This window comes from Embleya sp. NPDC005971 (genome assembly GCF_040629175.1).
Taxonomy (GTDB): domain Bacteria; phylum Actinomycetota; class Actinomycetes; order Streptomycetales; family Streptomycetaceae; genus Embleya.
The window spans coordinates 29,380-52,279 of the sequence record NZ_JBEXUX010000015.1 but is presented as its reverse complement, the minus strand read 5'-3'; the positions used below and the strand labels follow the sequence as shown (position 1 = coordinate 52,279).

18 protein-coding genes and 2 tRNA genes are annotated in these 22,900 nt (G+C 71.9%); 14 read left to right on the top strand and 6 right to left on the bottom strand.

Annotated elements, in window-relative coordinates:
- Positions 1 to 53 precede the first annotated feature (53 nt).
- Both ABZ374_RS15790 and ABZ374_RS15785 read left to right on the top strand, forming a co-directional pair.
- Complete coding sequence (locus tag ABZ374_RS15790) at positions 54 to 1,460, top strand: VWA domain-containing protein (RefSeq protein WP_360311151.1); 1,407 nt, start codon at positions 54 to 56, stop codon at positions 1,458 to 1,460.
- Positions 1,461 to 1,650: 190 nt separating this feature from the next.
- On the top strand, positions 1,651 to 2,550 hold the full coding sequence (locus tag ABZ374_RS15785) for an MmgE/PrpD family protein (RefSeq protein WP_360311149.1): 900 nt from the start codon (positions 1,651 to 1,653) through the stop codon (positions 2,548 to 2,550).
- A gap of 18 nt (positions 2,551 to 2,568) precedes the next feature.
- On the opposite strand, the gene ABZ374_RS15780 is transcribed toward ABZ374_RS15785, so the two are convergent.
- On the bottom strand, positions 2,569 to 3,570 hold the full coding sequence (locus ABZ374_RS15780; RefSeq protein WP_360311147.1) for a helix-turn-helix domain-containing protein: 1,002 nt from the start codon (positions 3,568 to 3,570) through the stop codon (positions 2,569 to 2,571).
- 409 nt (positions 3,571 to 3,979) lie between these two features.
- Complete coding sequence (locus ABZ374_RS15775) at positions 3,980 to 4,525, bottom strand: nuclear transport factor 2 family protein (protein WP_360311145.1); 546 nt, start codon at positions 4,523 to 4,525, stop codon at positions 3,980 to 3,982.
- 172 nt (positions 4,526 to 4,697) lie between these two features.
- Between ABZ374_RS15775 and ABZ374_RS15770 the strand changes: the two genes are divergently transcribed.
- The gene (locus tag ABZ374_RS15770; protein ID WP_360311143.1) at positions 4,698 to 5,480 is read left to right on the top strand and encodes a glucose 1-dehydrogenase; all 783 of its coding nucleotides are present in this window, start codon (positions 4,698 to 4,700) and stop codon (positions 5,478 to 5,480) included.
- A 12-nt stretch (positions 5,481 to 5,492) separates the two neighbouring features.
- Here the strand turns inward: ABZ374_RS15770 and ABZ374_RS15765 are convergent, their stop codons facing one another.
- The gene (locus ABZ374_RS15765; RefSeq protein WP_360311141.1) at positions 5,493 to 6,104 is read right to left on the bottom strand and encodes a DUF4291 domain-containing protein; all 612 of its coding nucleotides are present in this window, start codon (positions 6,102 to 6,104) and stop codon (positions 5,493 to 5,495) included.
- Between the two features lie 281 nt (positions 6,105 to 6,385).
- On the opposite strand from ABZ374_RS15765, the gene ABZ374_RS15760 reads away from it, so the two are divergent.
- The 6 genes from ABZ374_RS15760 to ABZ374_RS15735 all read left to right on the top strand — a co-directional run bounded on the left by ABZ374_RS15760 (position 6,386) and on the right by ABZ374_RS15735 (position 12,266).
- Complete coding sequence (locus tag ABZ374_RS15760) at positions 6,386 to 7,567, top strand: acyl-CoA dehydrogenase family protein (protein ID WP_360311139.1); 1,182 nt, start codon at positions 6,386 to 6,388, stop codon at positions 7,565 to 7,567.
- 8 nt (positions 7,568 to 7,575) lie between these two features.
- A complete protein-coding gene (locus ABZ374_RS15755; RefSeq protein ID WP_360311137.1) occupies positions 7,576 to 8,550 on the top strand; it encodes a bifunctional MaoC family dehydratase N-terminal/OB-fold nucleic acid binding domain-containing protein in 975 nt (324 codons plus the stop codon).
- Positions 8,550 to 9,677 carry an acyl-CoA dehydrogenase family protein gene (locus ABZ374_RS15750; protein WP_360311135.1) on the top strand — a complete coding sequence of 376 codons (1,128 nt, stop codon included), beginning with the start codon at positions 8,550 to 8,552 and terminating at the stop codon, positions 9,675 to 9,677. The genes ABZ374_RS15755 and ABZ374_RS15750 overlap by 1 nt, the downstream gene beginning before the upstream one ends.
- Positions 9,674 to 10,123, top strand: a complete 450-nt coding sequence (locus ABZ374_RS15745; protein ID WP_360311133.1) for a MaoC family dehydratase — start codon at positions 9,674 to 9,676, stop codon at positions 10,121 to 10,123. The genes ABZ374_RS15750 and ABZ374_RS15745 overlap by 4 nt, the downstream gene beginning before the upstream one ends.
- A complete protein-coding gene (locus ABZ374_RS15740) occupies positions 10,120 to 11,301 on the top strand; it encodes a lipid-transfer protein (protein WP_360311132.1) in 1,182 nt (393 codons plus the stop codon). Before ABZ374_RS15745 ends, ABZ374_RS15740 begins: the two co-directional genes overlap by 4 nt.
- Positions 11,302 to 11,459: 158 nt before the next feature.
- A complete protein-coding gene (locus tag ABZ374_RS15735; protein ID WP_360311130.1) occupies positions 11,460 to 12,266 on the top strand; it encodes a DUF1906 domain-containing protein in 807 nt (268 codons plus the stop codon).
- 77 nt (positions 12,267 to 12,343) lie between these two features.
- Here ABZ374_RS15735 and ABZ374_RS15730 read toward each other — a convergent pair whose 3' ends face one another.
- Entirely contained in the window at positions 12,344 to 13,999 is a 1,656-nt protein-coding gene (locus tag ABZ374_RS15730; protein WP_360311128.1) for a long-chain fatty acid--CoA ligase, read from the bottom strand.
- A 338-nt stretch (positions 14,000 to 14,337) separates the two neighbouring features.
- On the opposite strand from ABZ374_RS15730, the gene ABZ374_RS15725 reads away from it, so the two are divergent.
- Positions 14,338 to 14,655: a hypothetical protein gene (locus ABZ374_RS15725; protein WP_360311126.1), complete on the top strand. Its 318-nt coding sequence runs from the start codon at positions 14,338 to 14,340 to the stop codon at positions 14,653 to 14,655.
- Between the two features lie 208 nt (positions 14,656 to 14,863).
- Here ABZ374_RS15725 and ABZ374_RS15720 read toward each other — a convergent pair whose 3' ends face one another.
- A complete protein-coding gene (locus tag ABZ374_RS15720) occupies positions 14,864 to 18,130 on the bottom strand; it encodes a PAS domain-containing protein (protein ID WP_360311124.1) in 3,267 nt (1,088 codons plus the stop codon).
- Between the two features lie 144 nt (positions 18,131 to 18,274).
- On the opposite strand from ABZ374_RS15720, the gene ABZ374_RS15715 reads away from it, so the two are divergent.
- From ABZ374_RS15715 to ABZ374_RS15700, 4 genes are all read left to right on the top strand, one after another.
- Positions 18,275 to 18,363: transfer RNA gene (locus ABZ374_RS15715), tRNA-Ser, on the top strand.
- 581 nt (positions 18,364 to 18,944) lie between these two features.
- Positions 18,945 to 19,017, top strand: a tRNA-Arg gene (locus tag ABZ374_RS15710).
- 360 nt (positions 19,018 to 19,377) lie between these two features.
- Positions 19,378 to 20,811, top strand: a complete 1,434-nt coding sequence (locus tag ABZ374_RS15705; RefSeq protein WP_360311122.1) for an amino acid permease — start codon at positions 19,378 to 19,380, stop codon at positions 20,809 to 20,811.
- On the top strand, positions 20,808 to 21,782 hold the full coding sequence (locus ABZ374_RS15700; RefSeq protein ID WP_360311120.1) for a universal stress protein: 975 nt from the start codon (positions 20,808 to 20,810) through the stop codon (positions 21,780 to 21,782). The genes ABZ374_RS15705 and ABZ374_RS15700 overlap by 4 nt, the downstream gene beginning before the upstream one ends.
- On the opposite strand, the gene ABZ374_RS15695 is transcribed toward ABZ374_RS15700, so the two are convergent.
- The gene (locus ABZ374_RS15695; protein ID WP_360311118.1) at positions 21,760 to 22,785 is read right to left on the bottom strand and encodes an MBL fold metallo-hydrolase; all 1,026 of its coding nucleotides are present in this window, start codon (positions 22,783 to 22,785) and stop codon (positions 21,760 to 21,762) included. The two genes, ABZ374_RS15700 and ABZ374_RS15695, sit on opposite strands and share 23 nt — an antisense overlap.
- Positions 22,786 to 22,900: the final 115 nt, after the last annotated feature.

Below are 22,900 nucleotides of genomic sequence, written 5' to 3'. Positions count from 1 at the left end.
GAGGTCGGCCACACCCCAGCGGCAGGAGGCCGATTCGGGCCACACTGACGACCATGACGACTCTGATCGCCGGGGCCAATGTCCCGGTTCCCGCGGGCCCGCTGACCCTGGTGATCCGCCGCGCGGCGGACGCGCCGATCGCGGACGTCTCGGCGCTGCTGCTCGGATCGCACGGCAAGGTGCGCTCGGACGAGGACTTCGTGTTCTACAACCAACCGAGCGCGGCCGACGGCGCGGTGCGCCACGTCGGTCCGACGGCCGGCGGCGAGGCGGTGGTGGCGGATCCGGCCGCGCTGCCCGCCGACGTGGATCGGGTGGTGCTGGCCGCGTCGGTGCACGAGGGCACCTTCGCCGCGGTGGGCGGTTTGGCGCTGGTGGTCCTGGACGGATCGGGCGCCACCGTCGCGACGTTCGCGGTCGAGGCCGCGGGCAGCGAGACGGTGATGGTGCTCGGCGAGTTGTATCGGCGCCAGGGCGCTTGGAAGTTGCGCGCGATCGGCCAGGGCTACGACACCGGGCTGGCCGGGCTCGCGAGCGACTACGGCGTGGACGTCGGCGAGGAGGACGAGACGCCCGCCGCGGCCGACGCCGCACGGCCCGCCGGGACGCTGCCGGTCGCGCCGGTGGGCGGGACGCCCGGGTGGGCGCCGCCGCCGTACAGCGACGAGCCGACGATGCGGTTGCCCGCGCCCTCGGAGGACCCGCAACTGGCCGGGCTGCCGCCGGAGGTGGGCGCGCGGATCTCGCTGCGCAAGGAGGCGGTACGGATCACGCTGGAGAAGAAGGGCCTGCGCGAGGTGCGCGCCCGGGTGGCGATCGTGCTGGACCGGTCGGGTTCGATGCGGGAGCTGTACGGGAACGGCGCGGTCGGGCGGCTGGTCGAGCGGATGGCGCCGATCGCGGCCCGGCTCGACGACGACGGCGAGCTGGACGCGTGGATCTTCGCCGACGAGTTCGCGCCGCTGGCACCGGTCCGGATCCCCGAACTGCCGCGCTGGATCGCGGACAACGTCTACATCGACGGCCGCAACAACCGGCCGCAGTCGCCGCCGTTGCCGGACGGCGGGCAGCGTGTACCGGACCACCTCTCCGGCGTGTTCGGCGGAAACAACGAGCCCGCGGTGATCGAGGACATCATCGCGCGCTACCGGCGCGAGCCGGGCGCGCCGGTGTTGGTGTTGTTCTACTCGGACGGCGGGGTCAACCGCAGCAAGCAGATCCAGCGGCTGCTGACCGACGCGGCCGGACTGCCGATCTTCTGGCAGTTCGTCGGCCTGGGTCGGTCGAACTACGGGATCCTGGAGCGCATCGACACGATGCCCGGGCGACTGGTGGACAACGCGGGCTTCTTCCAGGTCGACGACATCGACCGGATCTCCGACGTCGAGCTGTACGAGCGCATCCTGGCCGAGTTCCCGCAGTGGTTGACCGCCGCGCGGGCGGCGGGTGTCGTGCGCTGATCCGGCGCGGGAGCGCGGGGTCCCGGGTCGGCGCTCCGGGTCGGCGCCCTGCGGGCCCGCGCCCGCGTCCGCGGCTCGTGCGCCCGAGGTGACCGGAAGCCGACGCGATGTCGTCGGAATGGTCACAATGGGACATTGCGCCGTGCTTTGCCGCACGTCGTCGTGCAGCCTGGGTACGGGGAGGTGTTCCATGCCGGTATCGGGCGAGTTCGCCGAGTGGGCCGCAGAGCTGACAATGCGTCATATTCCGGTGGCGGTACGACGGGCGACCGGTCGGCGGATCCTGACCGCGATCTCCGGCGGCGTCGTCGCGGCGCGGATCGGGCTGGTGGACCCGGCGGTGCACGTGGCGGTGGGGATCGGCGGCCCACCCGAGGCCGAGCTGATCGGGCACGCCGCAGGCCGATTGGCCGCTCCCGCCGCCGCGTTCGCGAATGGCATGTTGATCGGCGCGACGCGGCCGGATCCCGAGCACGTGGACGTGGGCGGGGCGATGGCGGTGGTGCTGCCGGTCGCGCTGGCAGTCGGCCAGGAGGTCAAGGCACGCGGCGACGAGGTGCTGATCGCGGTGATCGCCGGGCACGAACTGGCCTGCCGGTTGGCCGCGTCGGACGGCTCACGCTCGGTCGGGGTGCTCGGCGGCGCGTTGGCCGCGGCCCGGCTGATGGCGCTGGACCGGGCCCGGATCCGGGACGCGGTGGGCATCGCGGGCGGGTTCGTGGGCGAGCCGATCGGCGCCGGCGGCATCCTCGGGCCGGCCGGCGGGATGGCGGCCGGCAACGCGATCGTCGCCGCGCGGCTGGCCGCCGCCGGGGCGAACGGGCCGCCGCGCGGGATGGACGAATTGCTCCGTGTCTGGCGGCTGCGGCCGGAGACGGTCCGGGCCGGACTCGGCGTCGAGTGGGCCTGCGCGCCGCACCCCGCCGCCGCCGGGACGACCGACTACCGATTCGACCTGGACATCTGTGAACGTCTCGGCGGCAGCCGTCGCGACGCCCGCGCCCTGGTCGCCGAGATTCGCGCCCTGGCCTTCGCCCCGTCCCTGGACTCGATCCTCGCCCTGACGGTGCGGATCGCCGCAGGCACGTGAGCGGGTGCGGCCGGCCGGCTACCCGATGCCGCCGTTCGCGGTCGGTCGACCCCGGCCGCCGCGGAAGGCGGCGCGGTAGTCCCTGGGCGCGACGCCGACATGGCGGGTGAAGTGTTGGCGCAGTGTCAGCGGCGAGCCGAAGCCGCACTCGCGGGCGATGGCCGCGATCGACAGGTCGCCGATCTCCAGGAGGCGCTGCGCGGCCAGGACCCGTTGGCCGGCCAACCAGCGCAGCGGCGAGGTGCCGGTGCCGCGGACGAAGTGGCGGGCGAAGCTGCGCTCGGACATGCCGGCGAGGGCGGCCAGTTCGGCGACGGTCCACGGATGCCGCAGGTCGTCGAGGACCAGGTCGCGCAGCCGGCCGAGGCTGTCGCCCTGTTCGGTGGGCGAGGCCGGCACCGGGTTGCTGATGAACTGGGCCTGCCCGCCGGACCGGAACGGCGCGGTCACCATCGTCCGGGCGATCTCGCCGGCGGCGGCGGCGCCGTGGTCGAGCCGGACCAGGTGCAGACACAGGTCGATGCCGGCGGCCGAGCCCGCCGAGGTCCAGATCGAACCGTCGCCGACGAACAGCACGTTGGCGTCCACCGTGACCTTCGGATACCGGCGGGCCAGGTCCTCGGTGTCCAGCCAATGGGCCGTCGCCCGCCGCCCGTCCAGCAGGCCCGCCGCCGCCAGGACGAAGGCGCCCGAGCACAACGACGCGATCGTGGCGCCCCGCCGGTGTGCCGACCGCAGGGCTTCGAGCACGTCGTCGGGGAATACCTCGCGTCGCGGCTCGGTCCGCTGTTCGTTGCCCGGAACGACCACGAGATCGCACGTGTCCAGGCCGTCCAGGTCGTGATCGGGGACGCAGACGACGCCGGCGCCCAGGTCCACGCCGGCGCGCCGCGGGCCGCACACGCGCACCTCGAAGGCGGGCACCCCCCGGCCGGTTCGATCGACGCCCCAGATCTCGAAGGCGACCGCGTATTCGAACACCCGGACCGGGTCGAACAGCAGGATTCCCACGCGGCGCATGGCGGCAACCTATGCCTGTACCGACTCCGGAGCGAGCACGGCCCGGGAGTGGGCCGTCCTCGTTCCCGACCGACCCCTGTCGTCGGGGCCGTCGTTGGCGCGGCCCGCGCCCATCGGCCCCGTGACCGATGGGATCGAGCGAGCGGATCGGCGTACCCCACCTCCCGGGAAGAGCCTCGGGGCGGGATGCGGGGTACGCCGGCTCGCTTTCGATCCTCGTCGCCGGCGTCGGGTCGCCGTGAGTGGCGGAAACGCCAACCATGAATGGATTCCTGCCACGACCCGATGCCTCGGGTGTGCATAAGTTATCCACAGGCTGTGGAAACTTCTGGTGGATGCCGGGGATTCCTGTGGACAAGGCGTGTCCCATCGTGGGCCGGGCCGACCGCACCACCTCGGGGACACGCCGTCAGACCCCCTTGCGGGCGGGCACCTCGTCCGGGTCCAGGCGGCGCATGTCGGCGAACCCGTCACCCGTGGAGTAACTGTCCTCGCACACCACGAGCGCGTCCGCGTCGAAGCCCCACACGATCGCCATCTGCGTCTCGTACAGGTAGAACGCGTCGACGTCCGCCACCACCCGACCCATCCCGGCCAGTACCCGGCCCGGATAGGCGATCCGGAGCAACCCCTCGGTCACCACCGTGTCCTGATCCACCGTCAGCCGGTCGATGTGGTGCGCGAGTCGGCCGCAGTCGTTGTCGACCACGGCACGATAGAACTCGCGGACCTCGGCGTGCGACTTGGGGGCCCGATCGACCGGCGATGCTCCCCACTGGTGGTAGACCGCCCGCGGCGACACGGTGGCCATCAGCGCGTCCAGGTCGCCCTCGTGCTCGGCACGCATGTGTGCGACCAGTGTGGTCAGGATCGCGTGCCGACGCGGATCGTCCTCCGCCGCCAGGCGCTTCTCGGCCAGTTCCCACGTGCGTCGCGCGTCGATGAGCCCGGTCATGCGTGCACCCTCCGCCGGTCGTTGCCTCGCCCCGACACCTTGCACCGAAGTAATTGACTGTGCAATACAAATCTCTACACGTGTCGCACCGGCCGACCGGCCCATGCGGCGACGGATCGGCGGTTTCGCCCGATGCGGCGCACCGTGTTCCAGACGACGAGGTGGCAACGAAATGAGCGACGCAGGCGCAGTACGAGACGCGAACGCGATGTTCGACCTGAGCGGTCGAGTGGCGATCGTCACCGGCGGCAGCCGGGGAATCGGCCGGGCGATCGCGCACGCGTACGCGTCGGCGGGCGCCTCGGTGGTGATCGCGAGCCGCAAGGCGGACGCATGCGAAGCGGCGGCGAAGGAGATCACCGATGCCGGCGGCCGGGCACTCGCGGTGCCCACCCACTGCGGCGAACTCGACGCCCTGGCCGCCCTGGTCGAGGCGACCGTCGCCCACTTCGGCGGCATCGACATCGTGGTGAACAACGCGGCCAACGAACTCGCCCAACCTGTGGGCGAGATCACTCCACAGGCGTGGGAGAAGTCGTTCGCGGTGAACCTGCGCGGACCGGTGTTCCTGGTCCAGTACGCGCTGCCGCACCTGATCGCCTCCGGGCGCGCATCGGTGCTCAACGTGGTCAGCGCCGCGGTGTTCACCCGCGCCGAGGGCAAGGGCCTGTACGCGGCGGGCAAGGCCGGCCTGGTCGCCTTCACCCGCACGATGGCGGGCGAACTCGCCGAGCACGGCATCCGGGTCAACGCGATGGCCCCGGGCGCGGTGGAGACCGACATGGTCCGCAAGACCGGCCCCGAGATGATGGCCCGGATGAAGGGTGCCGCGCCGCTGAACCGGATCGCCGCGCCGGAGGAGATGACCGGCCTGGCGCTGTTGCTCGCGTCGGATGCGGGCAGCTTCATGACCGGCCAGATCGTCAGCATCGACGGCGGGCTGACCGTGCACTGAGCCGATCGGCGCTCAGGTGCCGTGCGACGACGCGGTGGCGCCGATCACCGGGACCAGCGGGTCCGGCAGCGGATAGACGCGTTCGACCGGCACCGCCTCGGCGGCGGCCGGATCACCGGCGCGGACCAGGTCGTGCACCCGATGCGCGAGCGCGGTCACGTCGGTGATCCGGCGGGTCCACTCTTCGGCGTAGGCCCGCGTCGCCCACCCGGCCAGCCCGAGCTGCAACGAGCGATGCGCCAACGGCCGCAGCGACAGGTCGCGTTCGGGGTCCCACTGGATCCGCACGGTGGTCGCGTGCAACCGCCGCCCCCAGGCGTCCCGGTCCGGGTGGGTCGGCTGCTCGTAGTGGCTCAGACACGCCCCGGCCAGCGCCGCCTCGAACCCCTCGCGGCTGATCTCCAACGCCAAGACCCGCTCCTGCCGAGGCTTGGTCGCCCACCCGCACCGGTACATCATCCAGGTGAAGCTGGGCTTGACCCAGGTCATCCGCTCCCGACTCCAGGTGTCCGGAAACCGCTGATCGCGGACGGCCGCATCGGCGATCTGCGGCTTGTACGCCTGATACACCGTGATGGTGTCGTCGGTGTACGCGGCGCGGATCTGTCGGTTCGGTGTCTCCATGCCCGCAGTGTGTCGGTGCGGCCCGGCCCGGACCACCCGTTTTCGCCGGCCCGCGGGAGGCGCCGGAGAGGGCGTGAACCGGGCGTGAGCCGGCTCCCAAAAAATGCTTGATATTGACAAGCGATCCCGAGTCGGAGAGATTCGATGTTGCCGGGTGACACGCGTTTCCCGGTCCATATCGATGTGCAGCGCGGGGCAGACCCGACCGCGACCCTTCCGTGCCCGGCGGGCGTCGACCCGCGTCGCGACCACGCGATCCACGCACGTGAAGGAGCAGCGACGTGCATCTCGCCCCGACCCCAGCGCAGGACGCTCTACGGGCAGAGCTGCGGGACTATTTCACCCGCCTGATCACCCCCGACGTCCGGGCGGAACTCGACCGCGAGGGCGAGGCCGGCGGCCCCACCACGCGGCGGGTGCGCCGGCAACTGGGCTCCGACGGCTGGCTCGGCATCGGGTGGCCGACCGAATACGGCGGCCAGGGCAAGGGCCCGGAGATGCAGTTCATCTTCTTCGACGAGGCGTACCGCGCCGGCGCGCCGGTCTCCATGGTCACCCTGAACACCGTCGGCCCGACCCTGATGAAGTTCGGTACCGAGGCGCAGAAGAGCTACTACCTGCCGAGGATCCTCGCGGGCGAGATCATCTTCGCGATCGGCTACAGCGAGCCCTCGGCCGGCACCGACCTGGCGTCGCTGCGCACCCGCGCGGTGCGCGAGGGCGACGAGTGGGTGATCAACGGCCAGAAGATCTTCACCTCGACCGCCCAGGGCGCCGACTGGATCTGGCTCGCCTGCCGGACCGACGTGGACGCGCCCAAGCACAAGGGCATCACGATGATCCTGGTGCCGACCACCGACCCGGGCTTCTCCTGGACCCCGATCGTCACCGTCGGCGGGATGACCACGACGGCCACGTACTACGACAACATCCGGGTGCCCTACGACAACCTGGTGTTCGAGGAGAACTCGGGCTGGAAGCTGCTCACCAACCAGCTCAACCACGAGCGGGTCGCCCTCGCCGCGCTGGGCATGCAGGCCGAGGACTTCTTCGCCGAGGTGCTGGAGTGGGCCCGCGAGACCGAGATCGAGCCGGGCGTCAAGGTGGTCGACCAGCCGTGGGTCCAGCTCAAGTTCGCCGAGACCTACGCACGCCTGTCCGCCGTCCGGATGTTCAGTTGGCGGCTCGTGCACGACGTGGGCAACAACACGCTCAACGCGGGTGACGCGTCGGGCGTGAAGTTCTTCGGCACCGAAGGTGCCATCGAGGTGTATCGCAACCTGATGGAGATCGTCGGCCCGGACGCGACGTTGCGACCGAAGTCGCCCGGCGCGTTCAGCGACGGCCTCCTGGAGGCGATGAACCGCCGCGCGCAGATCAACACCTTCGGCGGCGGCGTCAGCGAGGTCCAGCGGGAGATCGTCGCCATGGTTCGCCTTGGCATGACCCGAGTGAAGCGGTGAAGGACGACATGACCGACCCCATCAGCCAGGACAAGGCCGCCTTCCTCGCGGTCGTCAAGAAGTACGAGGGCGTGCACGACGTCTCCGGCGTGCTCGCGCTCGACCCGGTCAACGGGCCGATGATCCGGCACTGGGCCGAGGCCATGGGCGACACCAACCCGGTGTACACCGACCCCGAGGCCGCCGCCCGGACCCACTTCGGCGAGATCGTCGCGCCCGCGGCCATGCTCCAGGTGTGGATCATGCGCGGCCTGGAGGGCGGCGCCCCGGCGAACTCGGCGACCGGCGAGTTGTACAAGCACTTCACCGACAACGGCTTCGGCTCGGTGGTGGCCACCAACTGCGAGCAGGAGTACGTGCGCCCGCTGCGGCTGGGCGAGGTGGTGCAGTACGACCAGCTCATCGAGACCGTGTCCGAGCAGAAGACCACCGGCCTGGGCACCGGCCACTTCATCACCACGCTGACCAACATCTACGTCGAGGGCGAGGCCGGCCGCGAGTTGGTCGGCACGCACCGCTTCCGGATCCTGCGCTACACCCCGCACAAGAAGAAGGCCGCGGCCGCGCCGCCGGTCGAGCGGCCGCTGCGCCCGCGCAAGGTGGTCAACAAGGACAACCAGGCGTTCTGGGACGGTGTGGCCGACGGGAAGCTGCTGTTCCAGAAGTGCGTGGACTGCGCGACGCCCCGCTTCCCGTTCGCGCCCGGCTGCAACAAGTGCGCGTCGCTGGAATGGGAGACCGTCGAGTCGGCCGGCAAGGGCGTCGTCTACTCGCACGTCACCATGCACTACCCGAAGTTCCCGGCGTTCGACATGCCGTACGCGGTCGGCCTGATCGAGCTGGAGGAGGGTGTGCGGATGCTCGGCAACGTGCTCGGCGTCCCACACGACGAGGTCCGCATCGGGATGCCGGTGGAGCTGGAATTCGTCACCCACGACGCCGAGCTGACGGTGCCCGCGTTCCGAGCGGTTGGGGAGAACTGATGGACTTCAACCTCACCGAGGACCAGCGGGAGCTGTCCTCGCTGGCCGAGCGCATCTTCGCCGACCAGTCCACCGACGAGCGGCTGAAGAAGCTCGCCCAGTCCGACGCGGACCTGGACGCCGAGCTGTGGGGCAAGGTCGCCGAGGCCGGTCTGGTCGGCGCGTTGATCGAGGAGCGGCACGGCGGCGGCGAGCTGGGCCTGGTGGGCCTGGCGCTGCTGCTGGAGCAGCAGGGCCGGTTCACCGCGCAGATCCCGCTGCTCGACACGGTCGTGTACGGGCTGCTGCCGCTGTTGCGTTTCGGTTCGGACGAGCTGATCGAGGCCGACCTGCCCGCCCTCCTGGACGGTTCGCGGATCGTGGCCGGTGCGCTCGCCGAGGTCGGCGCGGGACTGCCCGCCGTACCGAAGGTGACCGCCCGGCGGGACGGCACCGGCCATCGTCTGGACGGCGACAAGCGCGCGGTGGCCTGGCTCACCGTCGCCCACCGCGTCCTGGTCACCGCCTCCCTCGACGGCGCGCTCGCCGTGTTCACCGTGGACGTGGACGCGGACGGCGTGGCGATCGAGGCCGCGCCGACCACCGCGCCGTGGGCGTCGGGCAACCTGCGGCTGACCGACGCGCCCGCCCGACTGGTCGGCACCGCCGAGGCCGGCCCGGAGATCGCCGGGTGGATCGTCGACCGGGCGCGCGTCGCGCTGGCCGCGCAGCAGGTGGGCGTGTGCGCGCGCGGGCTGGCCCGCACGGTCGAACACGTGAACGCCCGCGAGCAGTTCGGCAAGCCGCTGTCCACCAAGCAGGGCGTGATGTTGCGCGCCGCCGAGGCGTACATGGACACCGAGGCCATCCGGGTCACCACGCTGGAGGCCGCGTGGCGGATGGACCGGGGCGAAGCGGCCACCGAACAGGCACTGGTCGCCCGCTGGTTCGCCTCCGAGGCGGGCAAGCGCGTGGTGCACGCGTGCCAGCACCTGCACGGCGGCACCGGTTCCGACATCGACCACCCGATCCACCGCCACTTCCTGTGGGGCCGTCAGATCGACGTGACCCTGGGCAGCGGCATCCAACAGCTCGCCGCGCTCGGCAAGCTGCTCGCCCACGCGCCCGCCCAGGGAGGCAGCCGATGACCACCGAGGACCTCGTGAGCCGGACCCACGCGGAGGTGTCCGTCGGCGACGAACTGCCGCCGCTGGCCATCCCGCTGACCCGCACGCTGATCGTGTCGACCGCGCTGGCGACCCGCGACTTCCAGGACGTGCACCACGATCCGCAGCTTGCCGCGGACAAGGGCTCGCCGGACATCTTCATGAACATCCTGACCAGCAACGGTCTGGTCAGCCGCTACATCACCGGCTGGGCGGGCCCCGAGACCGAGCTGCGCAAGGTCGCGATCCGGCTCGGCGCCCCGAACTACCCCGGCGACACCATGACCCTCACCGGCACGGTGACCGCGAAGACCACCGCCGAGGACGGCACCCCCCTCGTGGAGATCGCCGTCGTCGGAGCCAACAAGCTCGGCAATCACGTCACCGGCACGGTCACGGTGAAGCTGCCGGAAGGAGCCGAAGCGTGAGCCTCAAGCACGCCGACAACCTGCGCGGCAGGACCGCCATCGCCGGCATCGGCGCGACCGAGTTCTCCAAGGAGTCCGGTCGCAGCGAACTGCGCCTGGCCGTCGAGGCGGTGGGCGCGGCCCTGGACGACGCCGGGATCGCACCGTCCGAGGTGGACGGCCTGGTCAGCTTCACGATGGACACCAACCCCGAGATCGCGGTCGCCGCCGCGGCCGGGATCGGCGACCTGACCTTCTTCAGTCGGATCCACTACGGCGGCGGCGCGGCCTGCGCCACCGTCGCGCAGGCCGCGATGGCCGTCTCCAGCGGGGTCGCCGACGTGGTGGTCTGCTACCGCGCGTTCAACGAGCGCTCCGGCCGTCGATTCGGCTCCGGCGTGCTCCAGCGCGACCCCACCGTCGAGGGTGTGGGCCTGGGCTGGAACATGCCGCACGGGCTGCTCACCCCGGCCTCGTGGGTGGCCATGTTCGCGCAGCGCTACCTGCACGTGTACGGCGCGACCACCGAGGCGTTCGGCCACGTCGCGGTCGCCGACCGCAAGCACGCGGCGAACAACCCGAAGGCGTACTTCCACGGCAAGCCGATCACGCTGGAGGACCACCAGAACTCGCGCTGGATCGTCGAGCCGATGCGGCTGCTCGACTGCTGCCAGGAGACCGACGGTGCCCAGGCGATCGTGGTGGTCAGCGCCGAACGGGCCAAGGACCTGAAGCAGAAGCCCGCGATCATCAACGCGGCGGCGCAGGGCGCGGGTCGCCTGCAGGACCAGATGACCAGCTTCTACCGGGACGAGATGACCGGACTGGCCGAGATGGGCGTGGTGGCCAAGCAGCTCTGGCAGACGTCGGGGCTGACTCCCGACGACATCCAGACCGCGGTGCTCTACGACCACTTCACCCCGTTCGTGCTGATGCAGTTGGAGGAGTTCGGCTTCTGCGGGCGCGGCGAGGCGCCGGCGTTCGTCGCGAACGGCGGCCTGGAACTGGGCGGCAAGCTGCCCACGAACACGCACGGCGGCCAGTTGGGCGAGGCGTACCTGCACGGCATGAACGGCATCGCCGAGGGCGTGCGGCAGATCCGCGGCAGCTCGGTCAACCAGGTCGAGAACGTGCACAACGTGTTGGTGACCGCCGGCACCGGGGTGCCGACGTCGGGGCTGGTGCTGGGCGTCGAGTAGCGGGAGCGGTGCCGACGGGGGCGAACAGGGCGAACACCCCCGAGGGTTTGGGCCGCACGGGTGACGCGTCGGCGCGTCACCCGTGCGGTCCACCGGTACGGCCGTACGTGGTGCGCAGCGTGGTGGGACGCCCGATTCCCACCACGCGAGGAGCTCTCGTGCGCCCGCTGACCACTCGTCGGATCGCCTCGACCGTATTGCTCACCGCCGTGCTCGGCCTGTTGCCGGCCGGGCTCGCCGAAGCCGCCGGCGCCCGACCGGAACGTTCCCGGAGGGTGACCGCGCCGGGCTTCGACACGTGCGAGACCCCCACCGTGGAGACCATGCGCGCCTGGCGGGAATCGCCGTACCGGGTGGTCGGGATCTACGTCGCGGGCGACAACCGGGCCTGCAAGAGCAGCCGGCTGACCTTCGACTGGGTCAAGGCCGTCCACGCCCAGGGCTGGGACTTCCTGCCCATCCAGGTGGGCCTCCAGGCACCGTGCACGCAGTCCGGCAAGACCGGCCGGATCGACCCGGCGCGCGCGGCCCGACAGGGGGTCGCCGAGGCGAACGACGCGGTGGACCGCAGTGCCACCCTCGGCTTCCGGCCGGGCAGCGCGATCTGGTTCGACATGGAGGCGTACGACAACACCGACGCTGGCTGCCGAACCGCGGTGCTGGACTTCGTGTCCGCGTGGTCCGACCGGGTCCGCGAACGCGGCTACGTCGCCGGCTACTACAGCAGTCTCAGCTCCGGCATCGCCGACCTGATCGAGGCGGTCGACAAACGCCCGATCCCGGACGCGGTCTGGTACGCCCGCTGGGACGGGCACGCCGGCACCACCGGCGACGGCGCGCTGCCCGACGGATACTGGCGCGGCCGGCGGGTGCACCAGTACACCGGCAACGTCTCGGAGACACACGGCGGCAAGCGCGTGGTCATCGACCGCAACGCGGTCGACGGACCGGTCGGGGTGTTGTGACCGCTCCGGGACGGACCGGCACGGCCCCGCGCCGGCCGGACCCGAAACGGTCCGACCGGCGAGGTCCGTACCCGGGCTCAGCCCCGGTCGAGCTCGCTGACCTCCAGCGCGCCCTCCGCGTACTGACGCCGGATCACCTTCTTGTCGAACTTGCCCACGCTGGTCTTGGGCACGGCGGTGATCAGGCTCCACCGCTCGGGCACCTGCCAGCGCGCCACCCGGCCCGCGAGATAGTCGCGAAGCTGCTCGACCGTGGTCGTGGCGCCCTCGCGCAGCACGACGGTGGCCAACGGGCGCTCGCCCCACTTGTCGTCGGGCACGCCCACCACGGCCGCCTCGACCACGTCGTCGTGACCCATCAGGGTGTTCTCCAACTCGACCGACGAGATCCACTCGCCGCCCGACTTGATCACGTCCTTGGCCCGGTCGGTCAGCCGCAGGAAGCCGTCGGCGGTGATGGTGCCGACGTCGCCGGTACACAACCAGCCGTCCTTGAACCGGCCGCCGCCACTGGCGTCCACCGAACCCTCGTCGCCGATGTACGCGCCCGCGATCCACGGCCCGCGCACCAGCAGTTCGCCGACCGCCTCGCCGTCGAGCGGGACGTCCACGCCGTCCGGGCCGACCAGCCGGGCCTGCACCGAGGCGGGCAGCCGACCCTGCGAGATCCGGTACGGGAACGCCTCGTCGCCGGTGAGCCCCGCCGGCGGGCGGGCCACCGAACCCAGCGGCGAGGTCTCGGTCATCCCCCACGCGTGGATGATCCGCACCCCGTGCCGCTCCTCGAACGCGTGCATCAGGCCGGGCGGGCAGGCCGAGCCGCCCACCACGACCTCCTTGAGCGAGGACACGTCGGTCTTGTGCACGTCCAGGTGGTCCAGCAGCCCGGTCCAGATGGTCGGCACCGCGGCGGCGAAGGTCGGCTTCTCCGCAGCGATCATCGTGGCCAGCGGCTCCGCCTGGAGGAACCGGTCGGGCATCAGGATGGACGCGCCGCACAACATCGCCGCGTACGGCAATCCCCACGCGTTGACGTGGAACATCGGCACGACCGGCAACAACAGGTCCGCCGAGCCCAGGCCGAAGCCCTCCATCGCACACACCTGCATGCTGTGCAGGTAGGTCGACCGGTGGCTGTACACGACCCCCTTCGGGTTTCCGGTGGTCCCGGACGTGTAACACATGGCGGCGCCCTGCCGCTCGTCGATGTCCTCGGCCCAGTCGAACTCGGTCGGCCGGCCGGCGAGCAGGTCGTCGTAGCGGTGCACCTGCTTGCCGCAGTCCGCGAGCGGGGCCAGATCGGTGTCGGCGCCGGTGACCACGACGTGTTCCACCGTCGCGAGGTGGGTCAGCAGCGGGGCGGCCGGCGCGGCGAGCGAGCCGTCCAGCACCAGGACCCGATCCTCGGCGTGGTTGGCGATGTAGATCAACTGCTCCGGCGGCAGGCGCAGGTTGAGCGTGTGCAGCACCGCACCCATCGACGGGATCGCGAGGTAGCACTCCAGGTGCTCCTGGTTGTTCCACAAGAACGTGGCGACCCGCTCGTCGCCGGTGATGCCGAGCTCGCGCAGGGCGTGGGCCAGTTGCGCGGACCGGCGCCCGACCTCGGCGTAGGTGGCCCGCCGGGGCGTACCACCGGTCCAGGTCACCACCTCCGAACCACCGTGCACCGTGGTGCCGTGGCGCATGATGCGAGCGATCGTCAAGGGCACGTCCTGCATCGTGCTCAGCACTGTGTGGCCTCCCTGCATTCGCCGGACGGGGACCGGTCGAGGTGAAGGGATTCTTTCTCGCCGATCGGGTGGTTGTCAGCCCCCGGGGCTCTCGGAATCGGGCCCGTGTCGAGCGCCGACGCACGCGCCGGCGACGATCCGCCGTGCGCCCGTACGGGTGAACCAGGCGCGGCGATCGGCCGATCGGGCCGGACGAGCGGAAGAATGCGACGGTGTCCCGGTTGATCCGGATGACACATCGTTTTCGGCATAACGCCGCGAGCGTTCGGTAATTCCCGCTTTTCCATGCTTCCGGAGGGGGACCGGCGAGCCCTCGACTCCCGCTTGGAGGGCGCCCCATGTACCCGTTGGAGGTGCGACCCGAACCGCACCGACCGTACGACGTCGTGTTACCGGACGCGCTCGGCCATCCCGTGCTCGGCTTCCGGGACGGCTACTGGTTCCGACTCGATCGGGACGGGCCCCCGCGTCCGTTGTGCGCACGCACCGCGATCATCGGACATCCGGAGTCCGCCGGGCCTATCGTGCAGGTCATGTGTTGGTGGATGCGCGAACACCACGACCACCCCCAGGCGATGGATCTGGCCACCGAACTGGCGCTGGCCGTCGGCGAGATGAGCCGTCGGCTGCACGCCCAGGGGCCGGCGGCATGGTGAGGCGGTGCGGTTCGGTGCGGATACGGCGGGTGCCGTGCGGGCCCCGGGTGCCGGCGGTCCGGGTGCGTACGTGTGCGATTCCCCGCTGCCGGAGCGGTCCCCGGCGTCGGTGCGGATGACCGGGACGTCGGGTGGGCGGCCTCCGGGGCGCGCCCGGGTGGTCCGCCCGTTCGGGTGACGCGCGGGTGGAGCGCGGGTCACCCGACGGCTACGAGGGTGAAGCGATCTTGCCGAGCAGGTCGACGATGCGCTGCTGGACGTCCTCGCGGGTCGATCGCTCGGCCAGGAACAACACGGTCTCGCCGGTCTGGAGCCGATGCAGGTCGTGTTCGACCAGGTCCAGCGTGGTGTAGACGACGATCGGGGTCGAGTGCAGGCGCGCGTTGTTGCGCAGCCAGTCGACCACGCCCATCCGGCGCCGGCGCACCAACATCAGGTCCAGCACCACGAGGTTGGGCTCGACGCTGGACGCCTTGGAGACCGCCTCGCTCTCCGAGGCCGCGTGCACCACGTCCATGCCACGCCGCTCCAGGGACGCGGTGAACGCGGACGCGATGTCCGGATTGCCCTCCACGAGCAGTACGCGCGAGGCGTGCCCGGCGCTGTCCGCCGGGGCGAGCGAGCGCAACAGCACGGCCGGGTCGGCGCCGAACGCCGCGTCCCGGGTGGCCTGCATCAGGCCGGCCGTGACCAGCACCGGGATCTGCGCGGCGGTCGCGGCGGTGCGCAGCGACTGGAGCGCGGTCCGGGTGATCGGGCCGGTCAGCGGATCCACGAACAGCGCGGCCGGCTGCACCGGGACGCTCGCGTCGACCTCCTCGCGCGAACGCACCAGCAACGGACTCCAGCCGCGCGCGGTCAGCGCGCCCGCCGTCGCGGTGTCCGGCTCGGGCCAGACCAGCAGCCGGCGCGGTTGGCCGTCCGGCGCGGGCGTGACCATGGTCGGCAGGTCGGCCCCGGACATCGCCTCGACGTCACCGGGCGGCCCGCCCGGGAAGCCGGACCGCCGGCCCTGGACCGGAATCGGCTGATCCGGCGCGGCCGGGATCGGCGGCAACAACTCGGTGGGCATGTCGGCGGCGGCGGGCCGGCCCGGCCGATCCTGCACGCTGGTGCTGCGCCCCGAACCGTCCGACGTGCGGCCCTGCGCCGGGATCGGCGCCGGTGGCGTGGACAACCGGCGACGCGCCTGGGCGCCCTGTGGGGCGTGCGTGCCGTTGAGCCGCCCACCGGCCGCGGGTGCCTGGGGAGCGGGTGGGGCGGCGGGCCGTTGCGGCAGCGGCGTCGGCTCGACCCGCTCGACCTCGGCACCGCCGTGGTGGGCGACGCCGCGGTGCGAACCGGAGGGTCCGGCCGCGGACTCGCCGGCGTCGTGTGCGTCGCGCGAGGGCCGACCGCGACGCGAGCGCGGCGGATAGACCGCCTCGAACGCGCCGCTGTTGTTGCGGGCGGCCTCCTCGGCCTCGTCGTACGCGTCGGCGTCCGGTCGCTCGTGTTGCCCCTCGGACGCACCCGAACCCGCGGGCACCAGCGGCACCGGCGCGACCGTGCCGGGCGGCAACGCGAACGGCCCCTGCGGCGCGGCGGCCACCGAACCGGGCGGCGGCGGCGCGGGCACCGGCGGCGTGGCGGAACCGACCGGCTCCAGGCGGGCGCGCGGCGGTTGTGCGCCGCGTCCGCGCACGGCGAGTTCGACTCCGCTGCCGGGCGTGGGGCGTGGGGCGACGTCCTTCGTGCGGGCGGCGCCCGAACGTGCCTTCGGGTCGGGGGCGTTCTCGCTCTCCGGCTCGTTCTCGGCGGTCTCGGTCGCGGCCGCGTCGTCCGCCTTCGGCTCGCTCGTCTCGGCCGGCGTGTCCTGGGCCTCGTCGGTCGACGTCGTGGCGTCCTCGGCGTCGTCGGCGTCGGATTTCGCGTCCTCGGCCTTGGCGTCCTTCGTGTTCCCGGCGTCCTTGCCGGTCTTGCCGCCCTTGTCGGCGGCCGGGTCCGGTCGGCCCGTCTGGCGGGCCCGGCGGCCCTTTGCCGCGCGGTGCTCGCCGGAACTCTCGGCCTGTTCGGCGGCCTCGGCGTCGGCGGGCAACTCGACCACGTACGTGCTGCCCCGACCGGCCATGGTGTGCGACTCGACGGTGCCGCCGTGCGCCTCGACCACCGCGCGGGCGAGCGGGACCCGAACGGCGCTGCCCCGACTCTCCGGGCCGCGCACCTCGATGCGCGCGACGTTGCCGCGCTGGGCCGCCGCGACCACGACGGTGGATCCTTCCGGACCGGCGGCGACGACGTCCGCGAGCAGATGCCCCAGGGCCCGGGTCATCGCGTCCACGTCCACCCGCACCCCGACCGGCGACGCGTTGACCGCGAACTCCACCCCCGCGCCGCGGGCGAGGTAGGTCACGGTCTCCATGGCCCGATCGACCAGATCGTCCACCGTGGTCGGCACCCGCTCCGGCTCGGTCGCCGCGTCGGCGTCGTCCTTCGGCTCGACCTTGTCCGTACCGCCGGCCGCCTGGTGCGCGAGCACTTCGCCCGCGAGCTCCTCCAGGCTCTCCAACTCGCCCGCGACCTGACGCACCATCCGTCGGGCCCCGTGGCCGACCTCGCCGACCGCGCCGTCGGCCACCTTCTTCAGCCGACCACGCACCGCGGCGAGTCGGCCCAGTATCTCCGCGTCGACCAACTCGGCGAGCTGGGAGCGCCGTTCGGCGAGCAGCTTTTCCCGTCCGGTGTCGCTGAAGGTCATCACGGCGCCGACCACGGTGCCGCCGAGCAGGATCGGCGCGGTGATCATGTCCACCGTCACGTAGCCCTCGTCGCCGCGCCACAACACCTGGTCGCGCAGCCGCTGTCGGCGGCCGTTGCCCAGGGTCACCAGCGGCGGGCACTCCTGTGCGGGCAGCGGCGTGCCGTCGGCGCGGGCGTGCATGAGCAGTTCGTGCACGCTCTTGCCGCCGAGGTCGCTCGCGCGATGGCGCAGGATCCGGGCGGCGGCCGGGTTGGCGAGCACGATGTTGCCCTCGGCGTCGATGCCGACGATGCCCTCGCAGGCCGCGCGCAGGATCATCTCGGTCTGCCGCTGCTGGCGGGCCAGTTCGGCCTCGACGTCGACCTTGCCGGTCAGGTCGCGCACGACGATCATCAGCAACTCGTCGTCGTATCCGGCGGGCAGGTTCGCGCTGGTCACCTCGACCGGGAAGACGCCGCCGTCGGTACGGTGCGCGGACATCCGGGTCGGCTTGGTCCGGGTGTCGCGCGAGTCGTCGGGTCGAACCGAACCCGGGATGCGTCGATGGTCGAACGAGGGCAACAGGTCCAGGAGACCGCGCCCGACCACGGGTGTGCCCGGCGCCTCCAGAACCTCCAGTGCCATGGCGTTCGCGTTGACGACGGTGCCGTTGCGATTCACCAGCAGGAGAGCATCCGGCAGGGCGTCGAGTATGGCGGCGAGGCGAGCAGCGCCTCGGGATGGCCTGCTGCTCACGAAGCGCGTACCTCCTCCGGTCCTCGGACTGCGCGACGGCCATCTTGCCCGTCGCCGCCGGGGCATGTCACGACCGACTATCCCATTGTTTTTGCAGTCACGTTGACGAGCCTAGTAATCTGTTCCTCGTCGGCAAACACCGATGGAGGCTTCGCCTAGTCCGGTCTATGGCGCCGCACTGCTAATGCGGTTTGGGTTCATCCCCATCCCGGGTTCAAATCCCGGAGCCTCCGCTTCCCGAACAGCCCGTCTGGTCCCACCAGGCGGGCTGTTTCGTGCCCGTCACGATGCCGTTTCGGTGAGCGCACGACGACCCCGGGTCACGACACCGGACGTGATGTCCGGTATGCGGCTCTTTTCCGAAGCCGCGTCCCCGACCTCTCGTCCGCCGGCCACGACCGCTCGGTCGACCCGCGGCCGGCCGCCGCCGAGCGACCGTCGCACCCCGAACATGCGTCCGGCGATTCCCCCACGAGCCGACATGTCCGAAAAGGCGCTTTCAGCTCACAGCGAACGCGCCGAGCCCATCCTCGCGCGCGTCGCCGACCCTCGGGTCGCGCCCGCTCGGAGCACCCGGGCCGGCGGACCCGTTCGCCGGCCCGTTCCGCCCGTTCGCCGCCCGTCACCCCGCCGAGGCCGCCCGCCGATCGACACGGTCCCTCGAACGCCGCCCCACGACCGCCCGTTCCGGCACCGAACACCCACACGTAAAAGGCGCTTGATCACCGCTTGCCCGACTTTCGGCCACCCTCGAACAACGGATTTCACCCCCGGCCGGGGACCATGTATTGTTGACCTCGGTCCAAGCGACCAAGCGCTCGTAGCTCAACGGATAGAGCATCTGACTACGGATCAGAAGGTTGCAGGTTCGAATCCTGCCGAGCGCACACGGATTGTGGCTCCAACACAGGTCGGATACCCGAAAGGGCATCCGACCTGTTTCGCGTTTCGACCCGACGGCGGATCACGGGCGGGCGCTGGATGTTCGACTCGCCGAGGGTCGGCCGAACGGCGCGCCGACCCGGACCCGGCCCGGCGCACTCCACGCGGCGGTGCACGGCCCGCTCGCGGATCGCCCGGGCGCACCGGATGTGGCCACCGCGCCCGGCGCCCGCGCCCAGGCCCGGCCGAATGGCTGAAGGCCCGTTCGACAGCCCGCCATCGGGGCACCCGTCCCTCCTCAGGACCTGTTCTCCAGGGAGGCCGGATTGCCCGCCAGCCACGCCGTACCCCGGTCGCTTCGGGGAGTGCTGCGGACGAAACCCGTGGGCGCCATCCTCGAGGAGAGTTCCGACGGCGCGGACGAGGGCGCCGGTGAAGGCCCGCCACTGCGGCGCACCATGGGGCTGCTCGAACTGACCTTCTTCAGCGTCGGCGCGACCCTGGGCACCGGCATCTTCGTGATCCTGGGCGAGGCGGTGCCCAAGGCCGGCCCGGCCGTGGTGATCTCGTTCGTGCTCGCGGCGGTCACCGCGCTGTTCTCGGCCCTGTCCTACGCCGAACTGGCCGGGACCATCCCGGTGTCCGGCTCGTCCTACTCCTACGCCTACGCCACGCTCGGCGAAGGCGTGGCGTGGGTGTGCGGGTGGTGTCTGCTGCTGGAGTACGGCGTGTCGATCTCCGCCGTCGCGGTCGGCTGGGGGCAGTACGTCAACGAGCTGCTCGACTCCGCGTTCGGGGTGAGCCTGCCCGACGCGATCAGCCAACCTCCGGGCGACGGCGGCACGTTCAACATCCCGGCCGTGATCGTCGTACTGCTCGCGGTGATCCTGCTGGTGCGCGGCGTCTCGGAGAGTGCCGTGGCCAACACGATCATGGTCTTCATCAAGCTGATCACCCTGGCGTTCTTCTGCGCCATCGCGTTCACCGCGTTCGAGCACGACAACCTGTCGCCGTTCGCACCGCTCGGCGTGGCCGGGATCAGCGCCGGCGCGTCCCAGGTGTTCTTCTCCTACATCGGCTTCGACGCCGCCTCCACGGCCGGCGAGGAGGCCAAGAACCCGCGCCGGGACCTGCCGTTGGCCATCCTGATCTCGCTCGGGATCGTCACGGTCGTCTACGTCGCGGTGGCCCTCGCCGCGCTCGGCGCCATGCCGTGGCAGGAGTTCGAGGGCAGCGAGGCGACCCTGGCGAAGATCGTCACCGACGTCACCGGCGGCTCCTGGGCCTCCACGATCCTGTCCGGCGGCGCGATCATCGCGATCGCCAGTGTCGTGCTGACCGTGCTCTACGGACAGACCCGGATCCTGTTCGCGATGTCCCGGGACGGCCTGATCCCGCCGATCTTCGCCAAGGTGAACCGGCGCACCCAGAGCCCGGTGGCGAACACGCTGATCACCGGCGCGTGGGTGGCCCTGCTCGCCGCACTGGTCCCGCTCGGCCGACTCACCGAAGCCACCAGCATCGGCACCCTGTTCGCGTTCATGCTGGTCAACATCGGGGTGATCGTGCTCCGTCGGACCCGACCGGACCTGCCGCGCGGCTTCACCTCCCCGTTCTTCCCGATCACCCCGCTGCTGGGCGTCGGATTCTGCATCTACCTGATGGCCCGGCTGTCCGGGACCACGTGGCAGGTCTTCCTGGTCTGGATGGCGGCCGGCGTGGCGATCTACTTCCTGTACGGCTACCGCCACTCGCGTTGGCGGGCCGAGGGCGCCGACGGCGTCGAGGTGGGCCGATGAGCGGGGACGACGCGCGGATGCGAATCGTGGTGGGCTGCCAACCGGAACCGCGGGCCCGGGACGCGCTGGTGCTGGGCATGCTGCTGGCCCGGCAACTGGGCGCGAAAGTCGTACTCGCGCACGTGCGTCCGCCCGCGTCGCCCGGTGCCGGGGTCGGCGCGGTGGACGCCGAGTGGCGCGCGTTCCTGCGCGAGGAGACCGACCGGTTGCTGGACGGCGCCCAGGCCCGACTCCGGGATTGGGCGCCGGAGTTGCCGGTGGAGCGGGCGATCGAGGACAACCGCGGCAGCGGTCGTGGGCTGGCCCGGATCGCCGAACGACACCGCGCCGTACTCGTGGTGATCGGCCCGGCCCCGGGCGGCCGCAGCGCGCGGGTCGCCGTCGGCAGTACCGCCGATCAGCTCCTGCACGGCTCGCCGGTGCCGGTCGTGTTGGCCCCACGCGGCTTCGCCGACCATCCGCCGCCCGGCATCGCCCGCTGCACGATCGCCTACCAGCGCGAGACACACCCGAGCGGAGTGCTCACCTGTGGCGTGGAGTTCGCCCGTCGGCTGCGCGCGGATGTGCGCTTGCTCACGTTGGTGCTGCGCCCGGTGCGGCTGTACTCCGGCAGGCAGCACCAGGCCGCCGAACAGCAGGTGTTGCGCGCCGCACGCGAGCAGGCCCGGCAGGACCTCGCGGCGGCGATGACCGAGATTCCGGTGCCGGCCGACGGCGAGACCGCCGAGGGCGCCGACGTGCGCACCGCGCTGGACGCGGTCACCTGGGCGGACGACCTGCTGATCTGCGCGTCCGGTACGGTCGGCCCGGTCAAGCGGGTCTTCGTCGGCGACGCCTCGCACAAGATCGTCCGCAACGCCCGCACCCCGGTCATGGTCCTCCCGCGCGGCGTCCGTGCCGACCTCTGGGACGGCTCCCGACCCGACGCCGGCCACACACCGCCCCCGCTCAGGCCGCCGGCACCGCCGTGATCGCCGCCGCCCGCTCCGTGCCCGCGGCGCCCGCCCATCGGGTCGGCTCCGCGGCCACGTCGCGCCACCAGGGCTCCACCGTCGCGCCGTCCACCAGCGCCGGCTCGAACAGCGCACCCGGCCGCGGGATCACCAGGTCGGTGCCCAGCGCCCGGGCCGCCGCCACCGACCGCTCGGCCGGCTCCTCCCACGCGTGCGGCGCCAGGTCGAAGGTGCCCCAGTGGATCGGCAACATCAGCCCGCCGCCCAGCTCCGCGTGTGCCTGCACCGCGCCCTCCGGGTGCAGGTGCACCTCCGGCCACGCCTCCGCGTACGCCCCGGCCTGAATCATGGTCAGATCGAACGGCCCGTGCTCGCGCCCGATCTCCGCGAAGCCCGGGAACCAGCCGCTGTCCCCGCTGTGGAACACCCGGTGCTCGGGCCCGGCGACCACCCAGGACGCCCACAGCACGGTGCCGAGCACCCGGGCGCCGCGGTTGCAGTAGTGCCGGGCCGGCGTCGCGGTGAAGGTCAACCCGGCGACCTCGCCCGCCTCGTGCCAGTCCAACTCGGTGATGCGATCCGCGGCGATGCCCCAGCGCTCCAGATGCGCGCCGATGCCCAGCGGCACCACGAACTTCGCGTCCCGCCTGCCCAGGGCCCGGATGGTGGCCATGTCGAGGTGGTCGTAGTGGTCGTGCGAGACGACCACGACATCCGGATCGGGCAGGTCGGCGAAGCGCACCGGCACCGGGTGCATCCGGGCCGGGCCGAACGCCGCCGACGGCGAACAGCGCGTGCTCCAGACCGGATCGAACAACACCCGTACGCCGTCCATCTCCACCAGCACCGTCGCGTGCCCGAGCCAGCAGGCGCGCAGCCCGGTCAGCGGCGCCCGGGCGAAGTCCAACGCGGACGCGGTGACCAGCGGAATCGCGCGGGCCGGCCGACGCAGCCCGGCCGCGGCCTTTTGCGCGCGCAACATCTTGCCGACCGCGCCGGGGCTGCCACGACGGGTCGGCACGGGATTTTGGAATGCACCGTCCCGGAAGTGCGGGGATTTGTGGATGCGGGCCAACCGCTCGCCGGCGGGTCTGGCGCCGAACGCCGCGGGAGCCAAAGACGTGAAGAAGTGCCCG